17 protein-coding genes and 2 pseudogenes are annotated in these 18,813 nt (G+C 70.9%); 9 read left to right on the forward strand and 10 right to left on the reverse strand.

What is annotated here, in order from left to right; genetic code table 11:
* The first annotated feature begins 70 nt into the window (after positions 1-70).
* Positions 71-907 (forward strand): putative protein N(5)-glutamine methyltransferase, encoded by an 837-nt coding sequence (locus tag PYS65_RS31970; protein ID WP_279337429.1) that lies wholly within the window; start codon positions 71-73, stop codon positions 905-907.
* Here PYS65_RS31970 and PYS65_RS31975 read toward each other — a convergent pair.
* Positions 897-3,011: a SpoIIE family protein phosphatase gene (locus tag PYS65_RS31975; RefSeq protein ID WP_279337430.1), complete on the reverse strand. Its 2,115-nt coding sequence runs from the start codon at positions 3,009-3,011 to the stop codon at positions 897-899. The two genes, PYS65_RS31970 and PYS65_RS31975, sit on opposite strands and share 11 nt — an antisense overlap.
* A gap of 243 nt (positions 3,012-3,254) precedes the next feature.
* Here PYS65_RS31975 and PYS65_RS31980 point away from each other — a divergent pair, with 243 nt between their 5' ends.
* From PYS65_RS31980 to PYS65_RS31990, 3 genes and pseudogenes are all read left to right on the forward strand, one after another.
* The gene (locus PYS65_RS31980; protein WP_279337431.1) at positions 3,255-3,626 is read left to right on the forward strand and encodes a hypothetical protein; all 372 of its coding nucleotides are present in this window, start codon (positions 3,255-3,257) and stop codon (positions 3,624-3,626) included.
* A gap of 149 nt (positions 3,627-3,775) precedes the next feature.
* Entirely contained in the window at positions 3,776-5,791 is a 2,016-nt protein-coding gene (locus PYS65_RS31985; RefSeq protein ID WP_279337432.1) for an FAD-dependent oxidoreductase, read from the forward strand.
* A gap of 31 nt (positions 5,792-5,822) precedes the next feature.
* Positions 5,823-6,365 (forward strand): annotated as a pseudogene (locus PYS65_RS31990) (PadR family transcriptional regulator); the annotation flags it as partial.
* A gap of 198 nt (positions 6,366-6,563) precedes the next feature.
* On the opposite strand, the gene PYS65_RS31995 reads toward PYS65_RS31990, so the two are convergent.
* The 5 genes from PYS65_RS31995 to dhaK all read right to left on the reverse strand — a co-directional run bounded on the left by PYS65_RS31995 (position 6,564) and on the right by dhaK (position 10,601).
* Positions 6,564-7,103, reverse strand: coding sequence for a hypothetical protein (locus PYS65_RS31995; protein WP_279337433.1), 540 nt, complete (start codon positions 7,101-7,103; stop codon positions 6,564-6,566).
* A gap of 164 nt (positions 7,104-7,267) precedes the next feature.
* Complete coding sequence (locus PYS65_RS32000) at positions 7,268-8,299, reverse strand: fibronectin type III domain-containing protein (protein WP_388706227.1); 1,032 nt, start codon at positions 8,297-8,299, stop codon at positions 7,268-7,270.
* Positions 8,300-8,530: 231 nt separating this feature from the next.
* Positions 8,531-8,941 carry a PTS-dependent dihydroxyacetone kinase phosphotransferase subunit DhaM gene (locus PYS65_RS32005; protein WP_279337434.1) on the reverse strand — a complete coding sequence of 137 codons (411 nt, stop codon included), beginning with the start codon at positions 8,939-8,941 and terminating at the stop codon, positions 8,531-8,533.
* Entirely contained in the window at positions 8,934-9,560 is a 627-nt protein-coding gene (dhaL, locus tag PYS65_RS32010) for a dihydroxyacetone kinase subunit DhaL (protein WP_279337435.1), read from the reverse strand. Before dhaL ends, PYS65_RS32005 begins: the two co-directional genes overlap by 8 nt.
* Positions 9,561-9,608: 48 nt before the next feature.
* Positions 9,609-10,601, reverse strand: a complete 993-nt coding sequence (gene dhaK, locus PYS65_RS32015) for a dihydroxyacetone kinase subunit DhaK (RefSeq protein ID WP_279337436.1) — start codon at positions 10,599-10,601, stop codon at positions 9,609-9,611.
* 381 nt (positions 10,602-10,982) lie between these two features.
* Here dhaK and PYS65_RS32020 point away from each other — a divergent pair, with 381 nt between their 5' ends.
* From PYS65_RS32020 to PYS65_RS32040, 5 genes are all read left to right on the forward strand, one after another.
* On the forward strand, positions 10,983-11,261 hold the full coding sequence (locus PYS65_RS32020) for a hypothetical protein (protein WP_279337437.1): 279 nt from the start codon (positions 10,983-10,985) through the stop codon (positions 11,259-11,261).
* A gap of 115 nt (positions 11,262-11,376) precedes the next feature.
* Positions 11,377-12,021 carry a helix-turn-helix domain-containing protein gene (locus tag PYS65_RS32025; protein ID WP_279337438.1) on the forward strand — a complete coding sequence of 215 codons (645 nt, stop codon included), beginning with the start codon at positions 11,377-11,379 and terminating at the stop codon, positions 12,019-12,021.
* Positions 12,018-13,391 (forward strand): MFS transporter, encoded by a 1,374-nt coding sequence (locus tag PYS65_RS32030; protein ID WP_279337439.1) that lies wholly within the window; start codon positions 12,018-12,020, stop codon positions 13,389-13,391. Before PYS65_RS32025 ends, PYS65_RS32030 begins: the two co-directional genes overlap by 4 nt.
* A gap of 233 nt (positions 13,392-13,624) precedes the next feature.
* The gene (locus tag PYS65_RS32035) at positions 13,625-14,314 is read left to right on the forward strand and encodes a recombinase family protein (RefSeq protein WP_341483704.1); all 690 of its coding nucleotides are present in this window, start codon (positions 13,625-13,627) and stop codon (positions 14,312-14,314) included.
* A 177-nt stretch (positions 14,315-14,491) separates the two neighbouring features.
* Complete coding sequence (locus PYS65_RS32040) at positions 14,492-15,268, forward strand: hypothetical protein (protein WP_279337440.1); 777 nt, start codon at positions 14,492-14,494, stop codon at positions 15,266-15,268.
* Positions 15,269-15,746: 478 nt separating this feature from the next.
* Here the strand turns inward: PYS65_RS32040 and PYS65_RS32045 are convergent, their stop codons facing one another.
* The 4 genes and pseudogenes from PYS65_RS32045 to PYS65_RS32060 all read right to left on the reverse strand — a co-directional run bounded on the left by PYS65_RS32045 (position 15,747) and on the right by PYS65_RS32060 (position 18,687).
* Positions 15,747-16,040 carry a hypothetical protein gene (locus PYS65_RS32045; RefSeq protein ID WP_279337441.1) on the reverse strand — a complete coding sequence of 98 codons (294 nt, stop codon included), beginning with the start codon at positions 16,038-16,040 and terminating at the stop codon, positions 15,747-15,749.
* Positions 16,041-16,279: 239 nt separating this feature from the next.
* Positions 16,280-16,825 carry a hypothetical protein gene (locus tag PYS65_RS32050; protein WP_279337443.1) on the reverse strand — a complete coding sequence of 182 codons (546 nt, stop codon included), beginning with the start codon at positions 16,823-16,825 and terminating at the stop codon, positions 16,280-16,282.
* Between the two features lie 170 nt (positions 16,826-16,995).
* Positions 16,996-17,337, reverse strand: a pseudogene (locus PYS65_RS32055) (hypothetical protein); the annotation flags it as partial.
* Between the two features lie 96 nt (positions 17,338-17,433).
* Positions 17,434-18,687 carry a transposase gene (locus tag PYS65_RS32060; RefSeq protein WP_279337444.1) on the reverse strand — a complete coding sequence of 418 codons (1,254 nt, stop codon included), beginning with the start codon at positions 18,685-18,687 and terminating at the stop codon, positions 17,434-17,436.
* Between the last annotated feature and the right edge of the window lie 126 nt (positions 18,688-18,813).

The following is an 18,813-nucleotide window of genomic DNA, read 5'->3' on the forward strand; positions in this document are numbered from 1 at the left end:
AAGCGACGCGGATCACCCGCAGTAGGTGACCGCGGGAGCACCCTTCGGCTCCCGAAAGGCTCTTGCCGCCATGCCGTCCCCCTCGCCCGTCCCCCCGTTCTCTCCCGCCGGGCCGCCGCACGCCCCGCCTTCAGCGCCCGCCGCCCGGGACTCCGTCGTCGCCACGCTGCGCACCGCCGGCTGTGTCTTCGCCGAGGACGAGGCCGAGCTGATCCTCGCCGCCGCGCACACCCCGGACGAAGCGACCGCGATGGTCGCGCGCAGGGTTCGCGGGCTCCCGCTCGAACTCGTCGTCGGCTGGGCCGAGTTCAGGGGTCGGCGGATCGTCGTGACCCCCGGCGTCTTCGTACCCCGGCGCCGTACCGAGTTCCTCGTGACGCAGGCGCTCGCCCAGGCGCCCGACGCGGCCGTCGTCGTGGACCTGTGCTGCGGTTCGGGCGCCGTCGGCGCGGCGCTGGCCGACGGGCTCGGCGCGGCCGAACTGCACGCCGCCGACATCGATCCGGTCGCCGTGCGCTGTGCCCGCCGCAATGTCGCGGACGCCGGCGGGCAGGTGCACGTCGGAGACCTGTTCGAGGCGTTGCCCGCAGCGTTGCGCGGCCGGATCGACATCCTCGCGGCCAATGTGCCGTACGTGCCCAGCGACGAGATCGGTCTGCTCCCGCCGGAGGCCCGCGACCACGAGCCGCGCGTCGCACTCGACGGCGGCACGGACGGGCTCGACGTGCTGCGCCGGGTGGCCGCCGGGGCCCCCGAGTGGCTGGCGCCCGGCGGGTGCCTCCTGGTCGAGACGAGCCGTCGGCAGGCTCCCGCGGCCGCCGCCGTCCTCACCGGTGCCGGACTGCGGGCCCGCCGGGCCGCCTCCGAGGAGGAGGACGCCCATGTCGTGATCGGCGTCAGACCGTAGGAGTGCCCCCGCGTTCCGTACCGTCGGGAGTCGTCGCGCGGGCGATGAGCAGGGCCACGTCGTCGAAGTTGTCGGGCTCGTGCAGCGTGCGCAGCAGCAGGTCGCACATGTCCTCGAGGGGGCGGTCGGGGCCCTCCAGCAGGGTGAGCAGGCGGTCGAGACGCTGGTCCAGCGGGTCCCGGCGGGTCTCGACGAGGCCGTCGGTGTAGAGCACCAGCCGGTCGCCCGGCTCGATCCCGACGACGGTCGTGGAGAACGTGACGCCGCCCACGCCCAGCGGCACCCCGGTGGGCAGATCGAGCAGTTCCGGGGTGCCGCCGGCCCGTACCCGTACCGGCGGCAGATGTCCCGCGTTGGCGATCAGGCACTGGCGCTCACGGGGGTCGTGGACGGCGTAGACACAGGTGGCGATGGCATCCTCCAGACCGCCGACGATCCGGTCGAGGTGCTCCAGGAGCACCGCCGGATCGAGGCCGAGCGAGGCCAGTGTGTCCGTCGCCGTGCGCAGCCGTCCCATGGTGGCCGCCGCCTGGATGCCGCTGCCCATCACGTCGCCCACCACGAGGGCCGTCCTGCCGCCGCCGAGCGGTATCACGTCGAACCAGTCACCGCCCACCTCGCTGGTGCTGCCCGCGGGCTGGTAACGGGAGGCGACCTCGAGCCCGCCCGTGACGGGCGGATGGCTGGGCAGCAGACTGCGCTGCAGGGTGAGCGCGGCGTCGCGGGCGCTCTGGTACCAGCGGGCGTTGTCGATCTGCACCGCCGCCCGGGCGGCCAGTTCCCGGGCCAGCAGCAGATCGTCCTCGTCGAACGGACGCGGATTGCCGGTGCGCTTGAGGTCGAGCGCACCCAGCACCTCGCCGCGCGCGATGAGCGGCACGGCCAGATACGAGTGCACACCCGCCCGGCCCAGCAGTTCGGCCGCCGGGGCGGAGCGGGCGATGCGGGTGAGGTGTTCGTCCTTCACCCGCGGCAGCATCACGGGCAGGCCGGTGCGTACGCACTCGGTGACCAGCCGGTCCGGTCCGTACAGGACCACCTGGCCCGGCGGATCGGCCGCCCGCAGGGCGTCGTCCGAGCCCGCGCCCTCGCCCCGGACCGCCAGCGCCCGGATCATCGCCGGTTCGGCCGGGGTGAGGGCGCTGCGGTGGCCCCGGACCACCGCGTCCAGCAGGTCGACGGCCGCCACGTCGGCCAGTTCCGGCACGGCCACGTCGGCCAGCTCACGGGCCGTACGCTCCAGGTCCAGGGTGGTGCCGATCCGTACCGAGGCGTCGGCGACGAGGGCCAGCCGGCGCCGGGCCGTCTCGGCCTCCATGGCCGCCCGGTACTGCTCGGTGACGTCCACCACGGACACGGCCACGCCCAGCACCGAGCCGAGCGCGTTCTCCAGCCGGTAGAGCGAGACCGACCAGGCGTGGTCCACCTCGGGATCGGCCGGGGTCCGGCCGATCATGGACTGGTCGACGACCGGTTTCCCGGTGTCCAGGACCCGGAACGCCACGGTCTGGATGGCCTCGGCGTCCAGCCGTGGCAGCACCTCGGGGACCGTGCGGCCCAGATGGTCGTCGGCCGGCACGCCGTTGATCTGTGCCAGCGCCGGGTTGACCGAGACGTACCGCAGACCGGTGTCCAGTACGGCCAGCCCGATCGGGGACTGGGAGACGATCCGGGTGGACAGCGCCACGTCCCGCTCCATCCGGCGCACGGTCGACTGGTCGACCGCGAGGCCGAGGGCGTAGACGGCGCCGCGGTCGTCCGTCAGCCGCATGTTGCGGAACTCCACCAACCGGGTGCCGCCGTCCTTGCGCCGGATGGGGAAGGCCCCGGCCCAGCTCTGCCCGGTGCGCATGACGTCGGAGAACAGCTTGATCACCAGGTCCAGGTACCGCTCGTCCACCATGATCCGCGCGGCGTACCGGCCCAGCGCCTCCTCGGCGCCGTAGCCGAACAGTTCCTCGGCCTGAGGACTCCACAGGACGATCCGTCCCTCGGGGTCCAGCACCACCGAGGCCACACGCAGCACGTCGAGCAGCCCGCTGGGACGGGTCGGCCCCGGTGCCGTTCCGTCACCCTCGCCCAGGGGTGACTCGGCTGAACTCATCGCACGCCCCGCCTTCGCCGATTCCCACGGCACACCGTCGCGGTGCCGTCATCCCTTGTTCTACCGCGCGTGGGGGCGATTTTCCGCCGCTCCGACGGTCTCCCGCCACCTTCTTCCTCTCATCCGGTGAGTGCCCCGCGATCCCCCGGGCACGCCGGTGGTGCGCGGGTGGTGCTCCCGAGCGTGCGGTGTTTCCCCGGGGAGGGGCGGGGAAGCCGGGAGGCGACGAGAGGAGCGATCACGATGGGCAGTGAGCGAGCGCACCCGGAATCCGTCTCGGTCGAGATCAGCGGGTGCGACAAACATGACGCGCGGATCGTCTTCGACACGCTGTGCGCGTGCTACACGTCCGACCGGTGCTCCGACGACGTACCGGAGAAGTTCCACGAGACCCGCCCGATGGTGTGGCTGGGCACGTTCGACGTCGCCGCCCCGCGGGAGGGCGGTGCCCGCCCGGCCCGGCTGTCGTCGTCGGTCGACGCCGACGTGCACGGCGGCTACTGGGCCGTCGACCGGTTCCGCACCACCCTGGACTCCCTGTTCACGGTGCACGATCTGAGCACGGTCTCGGGCGACCAGGAGGAGGAACTGCACATCCGTCTCGAAAGCCGGTGACCCACCGGGGCGCGGCGGCGCGCACAGACGCCCCGACGGTGCTCCGCGTCGCCGGCTCACCGCGCCCTCCGTCACGTTTGTGCAACTAGTTGCACAAACGGGTGCGCGTCCTCTACAAAAGAGGCACCACACCGCGCACGGAGGGCCCGATGAGCCGATACCCGCACCTGCTGACCCCTCTCGACCTGGGTTTCGCGACCCTGCCCAACCGGGTCCTCATGGGCTCCATGCACATAGGCCTCGAGGAGGCCGAGGGCGGCTTCGCGCGCATGGCCGAGTTCTACGCCGCCCGTGCCCGCGGCGGTGTGGGCCTCATCGTCACCGGAGGCATCGCACCCAACGACGAGGGGCGGGCCTTCGAGGGCGGCGCGAAGCTCACCACCGACGCGGAGGCCGAGCAGCACCGGACCGTCACCGAGGCGGTGCACCGCGAGGGCGGGCGGATCGCCCTGCAGATCCTGCACTTCGGCCGGTACGCCTACCACCAGGACCTGGTCGCCCCCAGCCCGCTCCAGGCGCCGATCAGCCCCTTCGTACCCCGCGAACTCACCGACGCCGAGGTCGAGCGCACCGTCGACGACTACGTCCGCACCGCCCGCCTCGCCCGGCAGGCCGGCTACGACGGCGTCGAGATCATGGGCTCCGAGGGCTATCTGATCAACGAGTTCATCGTCGAGCAGACCAACCGGCGCACGGGTCGCTGGGGCGGCTCGTACGAGAACCGGACGCGCTTCCCCCTCGAGATCCTCCGCCGGGTGCGCGAGGCGGTCGGTGAGGACTTCATCGTCATCTACCGGCTCTCCATGCTGGACCTCGTCCCCGGCGGTTCGACCCTGGACGAGGTGATCGCACTGGCCCGCGCCGTCGAGGAGGCCGGCGCCACGATCATCAACACCGGCATCGGCTGGCACGAGGCCCGCATCCCCACCATCGCCACCTCGGTACCCCGTGGTGCGTACACCTGGGTGACGAAGCGGCTCATGGGCGAGGTCTCGGTGCCCCTCGTCACCACCAACCGCATCAACACCCCCGAACTCGCCGAGGAACTGCTCGCCGAGGGACACGCCGACATGGTGTCGATGGCCCGCCCGATGCTGGCCGACCCCGACTTCGTCGCCAAGGCCGCGGCCGGCCGGTCCGAGGCGATCAACACCTGCATCGGCTGCAACCAGGCCTGCCTGGACCACACCTTCAGCGGACAGATCACCTCCTGCCTGGTCAATCCGCGGGCCTGTCACGAGACCGAACTGGTGCTGTCACCGACCAGGCACCGCAAGCGCGTCGCGGTCGTCGGCGCCGGCCCGGCCGGGCTCGCCTGCGCCGTCAGCGCCGCCGAACGCGGCCACGACGTCACCCTGTTCGACGCCGCGAGCGAGATCGGCGGCCAGCTCAACGTCGCACGGAAGGTCCCCGGCAAGCAGGAGTTCGACGAGACCCTGCGCTACTTCCGTACCCGGCTCGCCGAACTGGCCGTGGACGTGCGCCTGGACACCCTGGCCACGGCCGACGACGTCGCCGGCCACGACGAGGTCGTCATCGCCACCGGTGTCAGCCCGCGCGTGCCCGACCTCCCCGGCATCGACCACCCGAGCGTGCTCGGCTACCTCGACGTGCTGCGCGACGGCGCCCCCGTCGGCGACCGGGTCGCGATCCTCGGCGCGGGCGGCATCGGCTTCGACGTCGCCGAGTTCCTCACCGACGGCGGCGACAAGGCGCACGAGCACCCCGAGACGTACTTCCGCCAGTGGGGCGTCGACATGGAGCACCGCACGCCCGGCGGTCTCACCGCGCCCCGGCGGCCCGCCCCGCCGCGCACCGTCCACCTGCTCCAGCGCAAGACGTCCAAGGTCGGCGCCGGGCTCGGCAGGACCACCGGATGGATCCACCGCACCGAACTCCGCCACCGCGGCGTCACCATGGTCCCCGGGGTGCGCTACGACCGTATCGACGACGCCGGTCTGCACGTCACCGTCGACGGCGAGAGCAGCGTCCTGGAGGTGGACACGGTCGTCCTGTGCACCGGCCAGGAACCGCGCCGCGACCTGTACGAGGAACTGGTCGCCGCCGGGCACGCCGTCCACCTGATCGGCGGCGCCGACCTGGCCGCCGAACTGGACGCCAAACGCGCCATCAAGCAGGGCACGGAGCTGGCGGCGGCCCTGTAGAGCGGCGCGTTCCGTCCCTAGGATCGATCCCATGTCACTCCCGCACGCCATCCTCACCGCCCTGCTCGAGAAGCCGTCGTCAGGGCTGGAGCTGACCCGGCGCTTCGACAAGTCGATCGGCTACTTCTGGTCCGCGACGCATCAGCAGATCTACCGCGAGCTGGGGAAACTGGAGGCCGAGGGGATGATCCGGGCGCTGTCCGCCGAACAGCCCGCCCGCGGGCAGAAGAAGTCCTACGAGGTCCTGCCGGCGGGCCGGGCCGAACTGGCCCGCTGGACCTCCGCCGCGCAGGACCCCAAACCGCTCCGCGACACGCTGCTGCTGCGGCTGAGGGCGGCGGCGGTGGTCGGCACCGAGGGGCTCGAGGCCGATTTCCGGCGCCATCTGGAGCTGCATGAAAGGCAGTTGGCGGACTACAAGGACATCGAGCAGCGCGACTTCCCACCCGGCAGGGGCGGCCGGGAGGACCGGCTCCGGCATCTGGTGCTGCGGGCCGGCATCGACCTGGAGACCTTCTGGACCCGGTGGCTCGAGCATGCGCTGACGGAGTTCGCGGAGCTGCCGGACACCGAGCGGGTGGGGCGAAACGAGCGGACCGGGCGGGCGGAGCCGGCCGACTCGCCGGACCCCGCTCCCACGGACCCGTCCGGCCCCGCTCCCACGGATCCGTCCGACCCCGGGCGTGCGGAACCGGACGGATCGGGCTCCGGAGGGAAGTGACGCCGGCCGCCCGACCGGAGCGCGTCGGACGTGATGGCGGCCGGCGCCGTCTCAGAGGCGGTTCGGCCTGCCGCGCCGCCGCAGGTACCAGGCCGTGGCGACGAGACCGGTACCGACCAGCGCGCCGCCTGCCACCAGTGTCACCGTGCCGTAGTCCGTGGAGCCGCCGCCGATGCCGCCCAGCACCCCGAGGGTCGGCGAGGCGGAGGCCGCCGGGCTGGGAGCGGGAGCGGGATCGGCGGCGACGACGACGGACTGCGTGCCCGCGGTGGTCCCGTTCGAGCACACCACGATCACCGTGTGGGTCCCCGAACCGACGCCCGACCAGGCGGCGGACTGTCCCGAGCCGGTCCCGGCCAGCGCCACCTGGCGGCCCTGGGAGAAGTTCGACTGGCTGCTGTCGAGCAGCGAGGCAGTGCCCCAGCTGCCGTTGAGCTGGGCGCACGCGGTGGTGGTGACGGAGACCGTCGAACCGGTGGTGCTCACGGAGATTCCGGGGCCCGAGGCGGCCGGACCCGCCAGGGTCAGAGGCAGCGCGGCGGCGGCTGCCACGGTCAGACCGGAACGGAGCAGTGGCTTCGAATAGCGCATGTGAACTGCCTTCCGGCGGCACGGCCGGCGGTACATCCCTTGCGCCGCCGAGGGTCGGGGAGCGCCCGTGCCGCCACGGGCCCAGCCAATGCGCACCCGGCCCGCGGCGCATTCTGGCCGCCGCCGGGCAGGTGACGACTGTCGTCGCCCGGACGAGGACGGGCTCAGCGGCGCGGGCCCGTCGTCACCGTGCGCTCCGCCGAGAAACCACCCCAGGTCCCGTCCGGCAGTTTGGCCCGGATCCGTACCCGATGGGTGACCCCCGCGTCCTCGCCCGCGTAGAAGCTGTACGTCGCCCGGTCGCGCGGCGCGTCCCCTCCGTAGACGAGTGAGGTGGCCGCGCGGCCGTCCAGCCGCACCTCGTACTCGGTGATCACCCCGTCCACGCGCGGCGGCACCCAGCTGAGGTCGATGTGGTACGCACCCTCGAAGCGGTGACTCGTGGCGCGGAAGCCGGTGGGCGCCGTGGCGCGACCGTCGTCACGGCCCGGTGTGGTGAGGCGGACGGGGCCGCCGGCGGGGGAGAGGTTGTCGGCGGCGTCCCGGGCCCGGACGGTGAAGACGTAGCGGGTACCCGGCCGCAGCCCCGTCACCACGGTGGCGGTCTGCCCCCCGCCGACACTGTGGATCTTCGTCTCTCCCTGGTACACCTCGTACGAGAGCACGCCCCGGTCGTCCGTCGAGGCCGACCAGGACAACTGCACCGCCCGGCTGCCGGCCGCTGTGCCGCGGACGTCCGTGGGGAGGCTGGGCGCGGACCGGTCGGCCGCCGTGGCCGCGGGTGTCGTCGCCCGGACCTCCCGGCTGCGCGGTCCGAGCCGCCCGTCCGTGTCCCGCGCCCGCACGGTGAAGGCATATGTGGTGGCGGGCCGGAGCCTGGTGACATCCACCATGTGTTCGGAACCGGGTACTTCCTTGATTTTTGTGGCGCCCCGATACACCTCGTACCGGCTCACCTCGGCGCTCGCGGCGACGACGGTGTTCCACATGACGTGCACGCTGGTGGCGCTTCCGGCCTCGGCCGTGACACCTGTCGGAGCCCCGGGAGGCCGTTCGCCGTCGTTCCCGCTTCCGTTCCCGGATCCGCTCCCACCGCAGGAGACGAGCAGCAGGAGCCCACCGCAGAGCGTGCCGCGGAGCATCCCGCGCAGCGCGCCGCGCCGACGCGGGGGCACGGCAACAGGAACGCCTCGCACGGCTCTGCCTCCCGAGGGGCACAGGAAACGGTGAAATGGTCCGTACCAATATGACGTGGCTGACGCGGCCACATCAAGAGGGTGCGGCGGGGTCCTTGTGAGGCGGCCGCAGGCGCACCGCACGGCCCCTGAAAACCGAGACCCCGCCCTGAGGGCCGCCGGGCGGCAGCGACGACGGGGGAGAGGCGCGCCCGGCAGTCCGTGAACGGCGACCGCGCCGAAACCCGACCCTCACACCTTCCGGTACGTGTACGCCTCCGCCGCTGCGGCCTCCACCGCCGCGAGGTCCGCTCCCGTCGCCGCCGTGACCACCGCGGCCACCGCCCCCTCCACGAACGGCGCGTCCACCAGCCGGGTGTGCTCCGGGAGTTCGTCGCCCTCGGCGAGCAGCGCCTTCACGGTGAGCACCGCGCTGCCCAGATCGGCCAGGACGGCGACCCCGGCGCCGCCGTCGACGGACGCCGCCGCGGTGACGACGAGTGCGGCGCTCGTACCGAGACCTCCGTCCTCCGTGCCGCCCGCCGGGGCGACGGCCACCGCGGTACCGGCTCCGGCCAGGCCCGTCGCCAGCTCGGCGACCGAGGCCGCCACCTGCGCGCTGTGCGACACCAGGACGATCCCCACCAGCTTCCCGTCACTCATCGGCAGCCTCCGCGGCTCCGGTGGGGCCGGAGGCATCGGCGAGGCCGGCGATCAGCAGCGCCGACGAGGTGGCCCCGGGATCCTGGTGCCCGATGCTCCGCTCGCCCAGGTAACTGGCCCTGCCCTTGCGGGCCCGCAACGGCGTCGTGGCCACCGCACCCTCCTCGGCGGCGGCCCGCGCCGCGGCGAAGGAATCACCGAGCGCGTCGGCCGCGGGCACCAGGGCGTCGATCATCGTCTTGTCGCCCGGCGCCGCGCCCCCGAGCTGCCGGACCGCGTCCACTCCGGTGCGCAGCGCCTCGGCCAACTGCTCCCTGCTCACCTCGGTGGCCGCCCCGAGTGCCTTGCCGGTGCGGCGCAGCAGCGTCCCGTACAGGGGCCCGGACGCGCCGCCCACGCTCGAGATGAGCAGGCGCCCGGACAGGGTCAGGACCGCGCCGGGCGTGGCGGGCGGCTCCTTCTCCAGCGCGGCCCGCACCGCGGTGAACCCGCGCTGGAGGTTAGTGCCGTGGTCGGCGTCCCCGATGGGTGAGTCGAGGGCGGTGAGCCGCTCCGCCTCACGGTCGACGGACGCGGCGGTCACCGTCATCCAACGGCGGAAGAATTCGGCGTCGAGCACTGGAACTCCTTGCGAGATAGGCACTGTGAACCGATACCCCGGTGTCCGTCAGACACCCCAGCGCAGTCCCGGGGTGTTCACCGGCGCGTCCCACAGCCGCAGCAGCTCCTCGTCGATCTGGCACAGGGTGACCGAGGCGCCGGCCATGTCGAGCGACGTCACGTAGTTGCCGACGAGGACCCGGGCGACGGGGACACCACGCTCGCCGAGCACCCGCTGCACCTCGGCGTTGAAGCCGTACAGCTCCAGCAGCGGGGTCGCGCCCATGCCGTTGACCAGGACCAGGACCGGATTGCGGGGGGTGAGGTCCTGGAGGATCGCGTCGACGGCGGCCTCGGCGATCTCGCCCGAGGTCATCATCGGCCGCCGCTCCCGGCCCGGCTCGCCGTGGATACCGATGCCCAACTCCAGCTCGCCGGACGGCAGATCGAAGGTGGGGCTGCCCTTGGCGGGCGTGGTGACGGCGCTCAGGGCCACGCCGAAACTGCGGGAGTTCTCGTTGACCTGACGGGCCACGGCCTCCACCCGCTCCAGCGGCTGCCCCTCCTCGGCCGCCGCGCCCGCGATCTTCTCCACGAACAGCGTCGCCCCGGTACCGCGCCGGCCGGCGGTGTAGAGGCTGTCGGTCACCGCGACATCGTCGTTGACCAGTACTTTCGCGACCTGGACGCCCTCGTCCTCGGCGAGCTCGGCGGCCATGTCGAAGTTGAGCACGTCACCGGTGTAGTTCTTCACGACGAACAGCACCCCGGCCCCGCTGTCCACGGCCGCCGCCGCCCGCACCATCTGGTCGGGCACGGGGGAGGTGAACACCTCACCGGGGCAGGCCGCCGAGAGCATCCCGGGCCCCACGAACCCGCCGTGCAGCGGCTCGTGCCCCGATCCGCCGCCGGAGACCAGACCCACCTTCCCGGCCACGGGGGCGTCCCGCCGGACGATCACCCGGTTCTCCACATCCACCGCGAGTTCGGGATGAGCCGCCGCCATCCCCCGCAAGGCGTCCGCGACCACGGTCTCCGGCACATTGATCAACATCTTCACGGGTGCCTCCTAGAGTGCTTGGCAGGTGAGTCTTCGAGCTGTGTTTTTGCTGGTCAGAGCGAATAAGAGAAGCTCTCGACCGTGACGGTCCGTGGCGGTCGCGAGCGGGCTGTGGCGTTACTGATGCTGACTTGGTGCTGACTTTGACGACGGGCCGTCAGGTCTGCTGGGTGGTCGGATGCGGGTCGGCTGAAGTCCTCTTGTCTGAAGTATTGACCTTGCGGGAGCGAAGGTCACGTACGCGGGGACTCAGGTGTGCCCGGAAGGTGGGACGGTCCGCGATGCGGACGGGGCCCGCGTGGCCGACGTGGCGGTGACGGGGGAGGCTCAGATGATCCCGGTAGCTCATCGGAACCGAAGCGCTTCCCTTACCGGTCCGGCATGTACATCACCAAATTCTTCGCGGGGCTCGGCATGAACCGGGTACACGACGGCTCGCCCCGGCACCGTCGGGTGGCCGACGTCCTTGACGCGATGCCGGCCGAGCTTCTCACGCCCGCCGATCGGCGCGGCCTGACCCCGCTGTTCTGGTCCCACGTGCGCCCGTACGGCGAGGTCAACCTTGACATGGTCACTCGCCTCAACCTCACCGCGGTCACGGTGCCCAGCCCCCGTAAGGCGGGCGATCAGGAGCCAGCCGGGGAACGTACGGGCGCGTGAGGCTGTCCAGTCCCGTCACCGACGCAGTGCCGGTGACGGGCTACCAGCCAACTTTCCAAAAGAAATTCTGCAAAAATACTTTTGCAGAACCTCTGGGCCGCTCTACCCTCCCGTCATGGTCAGCGAAGAGCAGAAACGCGTACTCGATCCCGAGCGAGATGCAGCAGCCCTAAAGGCCCTCACGCACCCTCTGCGCATCCGGCTGCTCGGGTTGCTGCGGCAGGACGGCCCGGCCACCGCAAGTGAACTCGCGGTCAGGACTGGGGAGTCATCCGCTTCCACCAGCTATCACCTGCGGGTTCTGGCGAAGTACGCGTTCGTTGCCGAGGCCGAGCACCGTGACGGACGGGAGCGCCGCTGGCAGGCGGTGCACTTCGTGACCTCCTGGAGCAACAAGGCAATGGCAGCCGCGCCAGGCAGCCGCGCCTGGGTCAGCCTGTCGCGCAGGGCCCAGATCGAGCACCTGGAAGCATCTCTCGCCCGGCACGAGGCCGACATCGCCGACGGGCGGCTGGGCCAGGAATGGGTGGAGCCGTCCGGAATCAACGACCTGATGCCCCGCCTGACCCCCGAGTCGCTCACCGAACTCTGGGAGGTGCTCGACCGGAAGCTGGAGGAACTGACCACCCGCGATGCACAAGATCCGCGCGCCGCACAGGTCGTGCTCCTCACTGCCGGATTGCCCCTGGCACCGCGCGACCCCGGCGCTGAGGCGGACACCTCTGCCCCTGCAAGGACAGATGCCGAGGACGCGTCATGACCGGGCCGCTGGACATACGCACCGCACGCCGCCGCTACATCACGGTCTGCGTTCTGTTCTGGCTGCCACTGGGACTGAGCATCGCTCCCCTGATCCTGCTGTTCACCGAGCGCGGCATGGCCATGGCGGCCATCGCGGGCTTCTTCGCCGCGCACTCCCTCACCGCCGCCGCACTGGAACTGCCCACCGGAGGACTGTCCGACGTCCTCGGACGCCGCGCTGTTCTGGCCTCTGCCGGCCTGCTGAACCTGGCCGCCTTAACCCTCGTGGGCCTGGGCACTGCTCCCTGGCTGCTCGGCCTAGGCATGGCCCTGATGGGCGCAGGCCGTGCCCTGTCCAGTGGCCCGGCCGAAGCCTGGTACGTCGACACCGTCCAGGCGCACTCCGGCCCCGACGCCGAACTGCGCACCGGGCTGGCCCGCGGCGGCTCCGCGACATCCGCCGCGCTCGCCACCGGAACCCTGCTCGGCGGTGCCCTTCCCTGGCTGCTCGGGCTCGGCCCCGACCTCGGCGCCCGACTCAGCGAGACAACGTCCGGGCTGGTGCTGCCCCTCTCTGTTCCGATGCTGCTGGGCGCAGCGGTCGAGATCGCCTTCGTGCTGTATGTCCTGATCGCTCTGCGGGAGCCGACCCGGCCGGCAGCCACCCTGCCCGACGTACTCCGCAGCATCCCGGCCACCGTCGTGGGCGGACTGCGCCTGGGGGGCCGTGACGCGCTGATCCGCCGGGTGCTCCTCAGCGCAGGGGCCGCCGGCGGCGCCCTGGCCGCGATCGAACTGCTCACGCCGGGCCGTGCCGCGGCCCTCACGGGCGCATCGGAGTCGGGGGCGGTGCTTTTTGCCGCACTCGCCTGCGCCGGATTCATCTGCGCGGGTATCGGCAGCCACCTCGCACCGCTGACCGCCCGGCTTGCGGGCAGTGGCGAGAGTGCGGTCATGGTCAGCCTCGGCGCGAGCGCGAGCGGCCTGCTTCTGCTCGGCGCCACCGCAGCGTTCACAGGAGTGGGCTCCATGGTCCTCGCGGCCGTCGGCTACGGCCTGGTCTACCTCGGGCTCGGCGCGGCGGGGCCGAGCGAGAACGACCTCTTGCACCGCCGGGTCGCAAGTTCGGGCCGGGCCACCGCGTTGTCCGTCCAGTCTCTCGCCCTGCAACTGGTGGCAGCTCTCACCGGCTTGATCATTGGTGTCCTTCCGTCAGGCCCGCTGCCCTGGCTGCTGGGAGGCACCGTGCTGCTGGCAGGAGCTCTCCTGTGGATTCACCGCAGCGGGACCACACCCCGGACTCCGGTGGCAACGCCTCAGCCACACACCGTGTCGTCCTCTCCGAGCACCGCTGGCTCCGACCCCCATCAGCAACATGTCGACCAGTAGCGCCGAGACCAACCCGAAGACAGCACAAACGTACGGATGACCGCAAAGGGGCCGAGCATGTTCGCGCACACACGGTTCGTTCGCGCGGCGCTCATCTATCGACCGATTCCTGAGCAAGATCCGAACGCAGCGGTCGGCGGCCGGATCGGCGCCGGATCATGCGCGAGAAACGGTGTCAGAAAGTCAGCGTGCTCAAGAACTCGAACCCCACCGTTTTCTGTACGATCTCGCGGGTGCAGACACCTCCCGAGGACGGCGCCGCCGATCTCCTCGCCCCTGTCCCCGCCGGACGGACGGGCGCCCTCGTGGGGTACGCACGCGTATCGACGAAGGGACAGCTGCTCGACCGGCAGATCCACGCACTCACCGAAGCGGGCTGCATCCGGATCTTCGCCGACAAGCAGTCAGGCAAGAACGCCGAGCGCGAGGAACTGTGGAAGACGCTCGACTACCTCCGCGAAGGAGACACCCTCGTCGTCCCCTCCCTGGACCGGCTCGGCCGCTCCATCCAGGACCTCATCGCCATCGTCTCCGGCCTGCGCAAGCGCGGCGTCGGCTTTACCTCGCTGCACGAGGCGCTCGACACCACCACGCCGGGCGGGCGTCTGGTGTTCCACGTATTCGCCGCCCTCGCGGAGTTCATCCGGGAACTCATCGTGCAGGGCACCAACAAGGGCCTGGACGCCGCCCGCGCCCGCGGCGCCCGGCTGGGCCGTCCGCCGGCCATGACCGAGGAACAGGTGCGTCACGCCCGAGACCTGCTCACCCGCCCGGGGAACACCGTCACGTCCATCGCGAAGCTCCTGGGCGTCAGCAGGAACACGATCTACAAGTACGTGCCCGACCTGAAGGGCGAACGGGTCGCGCTCGCGGAGGCGACAGCCACAGCCGAACTGCCCCGACCTGCGAAGTCGTCGGAGTAGTCCAGCCGTTTGCGGCTGGTGACGATCCTGCTGGCCAATTCAGGTGTGTGTGGCCCGCCTGAAGGGGCCTGCTTGACACCTGGCCGTAGACACCTCGCGATGCCAAGACGTCAAGTTGTCCGGGCCTTAACCGGGGGCGATCGAACAGTCGCGATCACCGGGCGCGAGAATCACGGCATGGTCATGGCACGCCATTTGTATGCCTCTACTCCCGTGGTCGACGGTCTGCCGCTGCTGGCGGAGCCGGAGTTCTGGGCCGCCCACCTGATCGACCTGTACGACGATGCACTGGTGGAGTCCTTCGGTGTTGACCCGGCGGACGTCGAGGGCATGCTGGAGCGCCTGTGTGACAAGGCCGCCTGGCCGATGTTCCGAATTCCGCTGGCGGGCGGACACAGCGTCCTCGTGCACTACAACAGCGGTGAGGAGTACACCTCCACCGACTACTTCATCGCCCACCCCGACTGGCGGACGAATGACCTGGTCCTCGCCAGCACCGACGAGGACCGCATCGGCCCCGGCCTGTGTTGGGCCGAGCTCGCTGCTCTCCTTGACACCCCAGGGGACGGAGAAGGAGTGACCGACCCGCACGCCCGGCTGCTTCTTCTGCTGCCCGTGCTGGGCGACACGAACATCCCGGCCGAAGCCGTCACCCTGGTGAAGGACGCACTCATCGCCCACGGTGCCCCGGACGACTGCGAGCCCCTGGCCCGCCTTCTTCTCCAAGGACACCCGATGTGGGGAGTCGCCCCCTGGTCCTACGACGAGGACGAGCGCGCCTGGATCTGCGCCGGCGAACAAAGTCCCCGCGAAACGCCGCTGGGCGATCACCTCCCTGACACGCAGCGCGCGGCCCTGGAGGACTGCCTCACGCCGGTGGGCAGCTGCTCCGGTCAGGCGGCACTGGCTTCCGGTACCGGCGCGGCCACGGGGAACGCTCGGAATTCGTCATAGTTCTCGCCGTGTTGGAGACAGTGGCTTTATCGAGCAGTAGTGACGTCGCTAGTCGATGAGTTTGGGAGGCACCAGGTCTCTTGCCAGGGCTGTCGGTGGCCAGTTAGATCTCCCCGCCCACGGCCGCCTGACGGGGAACCAAGTGGCCGTGGCTAGACTCACTGTCAGTGACGAACAGGGTCCCCTCATCTGGGTGGGCCCCGATGTCCACGGTTCTTGTGGTGGCGCCGTCGGCCAAGAGGCCTACTTGGGTTTGAGTGCTCTGCTATGCGGCGGGACGGTCGCTCGGACGTTCTTCAGCGGCCGTCACACGGGTCGTCGTCCGCAGACACCGGCTTGGTGTCGGCCGCCAGGCAGGAGGAGTACACCCGCGGCGGCGTGGGCCGCGGCTTCGGTTCCGACGTGGCGCCCACGGCAATGATCGCCCCGGCACCGACGAAGGTAAGCCCTGCCATCGCGGCGAGCCAGGTACCGCGGCTCACCGATCGCCACGGAAGTGGTTACGGAGATCGTCACGGCAGTCGCCCTCGGTGCCGACCTGGACTCGCGAGAAGACCAGCACTCCGTCTTCCTTGCCTTCCTGCTCGGCCTTGGCCCGCTGCGCCTCGATGTCCGCGATGCGCTCGGCGCACTCGGCACTGACGGACTTCTCGGGCTGCGGCTCCGGTGCTGAGGAGGCGTTCAGTGTGGCGGTGGCGGCGAGGCCAGCCGCGCACAGCACCGCCCACGCGGCAACCCACGAGCGGCGGCTCATCCGTATCGGCTTAGGCATCCAGGCATCCTACGAGGGCCGCGGCGGGCTATCGTCGAATCGCGGCTTCCTCGTCGACGAGACCAACGACGGAGCCAGCTGGCATCGCCGACGAGGGCGACGGTGTCCGACCGATCGCGCGTCAGCTTTGGCCGGCTGCCATTCAGCCTCGACCGCTCACCACATGTCGGGGTACGGGCTCATCTGCAGAGCGAAGTACAAGATCACGTACACAGTGCCGACGACCGGGGCGCGGTATGTCAGAGAGTGGTCCGCCAGCGGGGTGCCTCGTCGTCGGGCCGGTGTGGGCTGGCGAAGTGGAAGGGCACGTTGAAGTGTTCTGCCAGGGCGGTGCCGGTTTCCACGGCTTCCTGCGCCTCCGGCCAGGGCGGTACCTGCCTGTTGAGGGCCCGCAGATCCGACCCGTGACGGATCCAGGCCAGGTCGACCTCGTGCTGCGGATCGTCGAGGACGGCGATGAGCACCACGAACCAGCCGTCGGTGTCCCCGTCCCAGACCGCCTCCAGCGCGGCCAAGCGCCCGAGCAACCGACGGATTCTGGCGGCCAGCGTCTCCACATCCCGCGGTAGTGCCGGAGCGCGGTCGATCCGACCGGCCAGCTCCTGATACCGAGCCATCACCGCACGCTGACAGTCGTACAGGCCAGGTCGCGGCGCCGGGGCCTCCTCCAGGGCCTGCACGGCCTCCATCGTGACCCGGATTGCCCGCAGACGGTCATCGCGCAGGACAAGACCGTCCACCCGCTCGCGTACCGACTCCGGCAGCACGTCCCACCATGTCTCCATCCCGGCATTACAACCCTGCGGGGCACTGTCGACCGCACCGGGGCCACCGCCGTCGACACTGTGTACGTGATCTTGCACTTCGCTCTGCAGATGAGCCTGTACCCCGACACCACAGCTGCGGCGACGGCCGTAGGGCCGAGCCCGCGTGGTGGCCTGCCCCGGCACTGCCGTCATTTCTCTTCGACATTCACGAGCCGGCTGATCGACAACTGACTCCGGAACCGGTCGACAATCGCTGTTCCTTGAGATGCACGAAGCCAGAGACAGTGGTAGAGCTGGCCGATCATGCGGTTGAAGAGGTTTCTCTGGGCAGCTGCGCGCCAGTCTCCTTGCTCGCGTCGTCGCCGGTAGTGGGTGTTGGCACCGGCGGAGGCCCGGAGCGAGGCGAAGGCCTAGAGGTAGCCGGCGTGGTTCAGCCGGTCGTTCTTGACCCAGCGTCGGGTGATGGCCGACTTCTTGCCGGAGGCCCTGGTGATGGGTGAGGAGCCGGCGTATGCCTTCAGCCGGCGGGCGCCCTCGATCACGCTGACGCGATCGGCCGGGCCCCGCAGTCCGACCTGCAACCTCCCATCAGCCAATCCCTTCGAGAGAGCTGCACCTACTTCGAGTTATGCGGTGAGGGAGAGGTCGAGGCGGGCGAGGTGCCCGGTCCGGGTGCGGTCGAGCGGGTGGCCGTTCCACCAGGCGTCGAGACGGAGCAGGTTCAGCGCGACCGCGGAGAAGGCGTGTTCGAGGTGTGTCTTGGGCAGGCCGCGGTAGCGAGCGCGTCTCATGCCGGTGACCGCGACGGCCTGGTGGATGGTGCCTTCGATGCCGGCGCGGGTGCCGTACTTGGTGCGCCACTGCTCGCTGATCTGTTCGGCGCGGGCCTGGTCGAGGGCTTCTTGCCGTTCGCGAGGCTGGAGGGAGAGCGAGCGGCCTCCGGTCCTGGAGCGGGTGCACCGGTCGCGGACGGGGCAGGCCTGGCAGGTCTGCTTGTCGAACTTGACGACGATGGCCGGCGCCCCGCGCTGGCTGGCGGGGCTCCACCAGGTGCTGGTGCTTCCGCGCGGGCAGACGGCCTGGCGCTTGTCCCAGTCGATGGTGAAGGCCGTCCGATCGAATCCGGCACCGGCGCGGGCCTGGGGCGAGCTGTTCAACAGCACCGGGGTGACCAGGGCGACGCCGAAGTTGCGTTTCACTGCGACGATGAGTTCGGCCGACGGGTAGCCGGAGTCGAGGAAGTGCTCGGCCGGCAGCAGGTCACGGGCGGCCAGCAGCTGATGGATCGGTTCGGTCATCTCCGCGTCGGTGACCGTGGCGTCGGTGGTGGCGATGTTGGTGATGATCCGGGGCGCGGGTTCGCCGTCGGCCGGGTCAGGTACCGGATCGTCGCAGGTCTCGCTGATGTGGACCTTGTACCCGGTCCACCAGGAGCCTTGCTTGAGGCCGTAGCGTGCGTCGGTGTCGTAGGGAGAGGCGAGGCGGAGTCTCCCGGGCGGGAGATCCTCGCTCTCCCGCCGCTTCACCTCCGTCCCCGCCGCGGTGACGGTGCGGTGGTAGTTCTGCATCCACACCGTGCGCAGAACCCGTAGCGCCGGCAGATCGCGCAGCCACACCGGTGCGGCCGGCGAGCGGACCGCCTCCAGGAGTGCGAATCCGTCCCGGCCGTAGACCAGGGCCATCTCCGCGCGCTTGGCCTTCGAGGCAGGCGGGTGCCACGAGTCGGTTCGCTGCCCGTACCGTTCGGCCCACTCCCGAACCGGCACCGCATCGGCCGGCCAGTCCGGGGCGGCACAGGCCAGAGCCTCCAGCGCGGCCCGCAGCGTCTCCCCGGCCAGCTCCAGCCTGTTCAGAGGGCGTTTATGCAGGCCAAGGCACATACGCGCCTTATACGAGTGTCCCGCTTCATTACGGATAGCCCGATGCGCGAAGAACGTCGCCCGGCAGGGCGGTAGCCTCGCCACCCGTCTCATCCGCTTCTGGGTTCGGAAACCCGTCTGGCGTAG

The organism is Streptomyces cathayae, from assembly GCF_029760955.1.
Lineage (GTDB): Bacteria > Actinomycetota > Actinomycetes > Streptomycetales > Streptomycetaceae > Streptomyces > Streptomyces cathayae.